Source organism: uncultured Methylobacterium sp., assembly GCF_964244095.1.
Lineage (GTDB): Bacteria > Pseudomonadota > Alphaproteobacteria > Rhizobiales > Beijerinckiaceae > Methylobacterium.
Genome location: NZ_CAXTHR010000281.1, coordinates 1 through 2,220 on the forward strand (window position 1 = coordinate 1; position 2,220 = coordinate 2,220).

Annotated in this window: 3 protein-coding genes; 1 reads left to right on the forward strand and 2 read right to left on the reverse strand. The window is 67.2% G+C overall.

All coding sequences use genetic code 11. From position 1 onward, the window contains the following. Together ACFE86_RS22540 and secG are read right to left on the reverse strand one after the other, a co-directional pair. The coding region (locus ACFE86_RS22540) for a CTP synthase (protein WP_375457534.1) at nucleotides 1–598 on the reverse strand (598 nt) is incomplete at its 3' end. A 177-nt stretch (nucleotides 599–775) separates the two neighbouring features. Further along, on the reverse strand, nucleotides 776–1,177 hold the full coding sequence (gene secG / locus ACFE86_RS22545) for a preprotein translocase subunit SecG (protein WP_375457535.1): 402 nt from the start codon (nucleotides 1,175–1,177) through the stop codon (nucleotides 776–778). A 410-nt stretch (nucleotides 1,178–1,587) separates the two neighbouring features. Here secG and ACFE86_RS22550 point away from each other — a divergent pair, with 410 nt between their 5' ends. Then, nucleotides 1,588–1,989: a hypothetical protein gene (locus tag ACFE86_RS22550; RefSeq protein ID WP_375457536.1), complete on the forward strand. Its 402-nt coding sequence runs from the start codon at nucleotides 1,588–1,590 to the stop codon at nucleotides 1,987–1,989. Nucleotides 1,990–2,220: the final 231 nt, after the last annotated feature.

A 2,220-nucleotide genomic window follows, 5' to 3' on the forward strand; every position in this document is an offset into this window, starting at 1 on the left:
TCGAGCGCAGCTCCTTCACCGAGTGCTGCGTCGGCTTGGTCTTCAGCTCGCCCGCCGACGGGATGTAGGGCAGCAGCGTCAGGTGCACGAAGGCGGTCGCGCCCCGCGGCAGGTCGTTGCCGAGCTGGCGGATCGCCTCGAAGAACGGCAGGCCCTCGATGTCGCCCACCGTGCCGCCGATCTCGACGAGCACGAAGTCGAAGGCGTCGTTGCCGTCCAGCACGAACGCCTTGATCGCGTTGGTGACGTGCGGGATCACCTGGATCGTCGCGCCGAGGTAGTCGCCGCGGCGCTCGCGCGCGATGATGTCCTGGTAGATCCGGCCGGTGGTGATGTTGTCGGCGCGCGTGGCCGGCACGCCGGTGAAGCGCTCGTAATGGCCCAGATCCAGGTCGGTCTCGGCGCCGTCGTCGGTGACGAAGACCTCGCCGTGCTGCGTCGGGCTCATCGTGCCCGGATCGACGTTGAGGTAGGGGTCGAGCTTGCGCAGGCGGACCGCGTAGCCGCGCGCCTGGAGCAGCGCCGCGAGCGCCGCCGAGGCCAGGCCCTTGCCGAGCGAGGAGACCACGCCGCCGGTGATGAAAACGTACCGCGTCATGGGCCTTGGTCCATAGAGAAGGCGGGGCGATTTGCCAAACGGCACGCCGCCCGCGCCGCGCGATCCCCCGGGATGTCGCACCATGCAGGGTCGGGCATGCCTAGGGTGGGGACGTTAAAGATCTCGCTCGTGCGACGACGGCGCGAGCGTGCAGCCGGCCGTCCATCCCGTGCCGGATCAGCGCGATTGCGGCGCGTCGGGCACGCCCGTCTGAGCCGGGGCCGCCGGAGGGGCCGGGGCGTTGTTCTGCTGGCGCAGGGTGTCGAGCAGGTTGTCGGCGCCGGTGGGCCGGCCGGCCGGCTGCGTCGTCCCGCCCGCGCCGTCGAGGATCGACTTCGGCGCGGCCGAGCGGTGCGACAGGACGGCAAGCGTCAGGCTGGTGGCGAAAAACAGGGCGGCGAGGATCGCGGTCGCCCGCGTCAGGGCGTTGGCCTGGCCGCGCCCGGTCATGAAGCCGGAGACGCCGCCGCCGCTGCTGCCCGCGCCGAGCCCGAGCCCGCCCTCGGAGCGTTGCAGCAGCACGACGCCGATCAGCGACAGCACGATGATGAGGTGGACGACGATCAGGACGGTCTGCATCGGGATTCCGGGATTCTTTGTTGCAGGCGCCGGCCTCGTTCGGGACCGTACCTGCGCCGCTAGCGGCGCGTGGCGCAGGCCTGCTCGTGGCGCCGGGCCTTACACCAGATGCCGGCTCGCGCCAAACGGATCGGGAACCCTGCAGGGCCCTGCATCCGCCGGTCGTCGGCAAGCGTGGACGATCTGGTTGCTCGGACGGCAACCGAAGCGGCCGGTGCAGAACTCAGGGTTTTTGGAATAGCGGGAAGCCTTAGCGGAACGGGCCAAAATCGATCATCAGGCGAGCTTGATCGTCGGAGCCTATCGCGGCAATAGATGAAACCGAATTCCGCCGCCGACCCCTCTCCCACATAGTGTCTTCACCGAACGGCGCCACACGGAGCGCCCGGAACACGAGGAGCATCAGGATCATGACCGCACTCAAGAAGATCGCCGCACTCACCATCGCTGCCGCCACGCTCGCCGGGTTGGCCGGGGAGGCCCAGGCCGACAAGATCTGGACGAAGAACAACGCCAAGAACGCCATCTGGATCACGGTCTACACGCTGGCCGGCCACAACGGGAAGAAGGACTGGTACTGCATGCTGCCGGGCGAGGAGAAGAGTTCGAACAATAGCGCCTATGGCTGGGCGCAGGAGGTTCATGTGCGAGCCGAGGTGAAGAGCGAGACGGACGGCTGCGGCAATAAGAAGAACAAGTACGATATGACGAACACGCTGGGTGTCGTGGGTCAGAAGAACAAGGCGCTGGCGCTGTACACGTCTTACAACGTCGGCGACAAGCCCAGCGTCGACACTTCGAAGTGGCACTAGTGAGTGGGGCAGCGCGGAGCGCAGCAGCAACACGGAGGGGCTAGAGCGCACTCCGACGAAATGGATGCCGGTTCGTCGCGAAAGTGCGCGTTAAAACAAGGGCCTAGAGCCGTGCCCGACCCAACGTGGTCGGGCACGGCTCTAGGTGTGCAGTCCCGGAGTGTGATGGTGCATTATTGGCGCTGACGCGTCAGGCGGAGGATGCATTATGGCAGGCGTTCTTCACGGCAG

What these genes read in the sequence shown, in the direction of transcription:
- secG (WP_375457535.1), bottom strand. Translation starts at nt 1,177, where the DNA reads ATGCAGACCGTCCTGATCGTCGTCCACCTCATCATCGTGCTGTCGCTG.
- ACFE86_RS22550 (WP_375457536.1), top strand. Translation starts at nt 1,588, where the DNA reads ATGACCGCACTCAAGAAGATCGCCGCACTCACCATCGCTGCCGCCACG.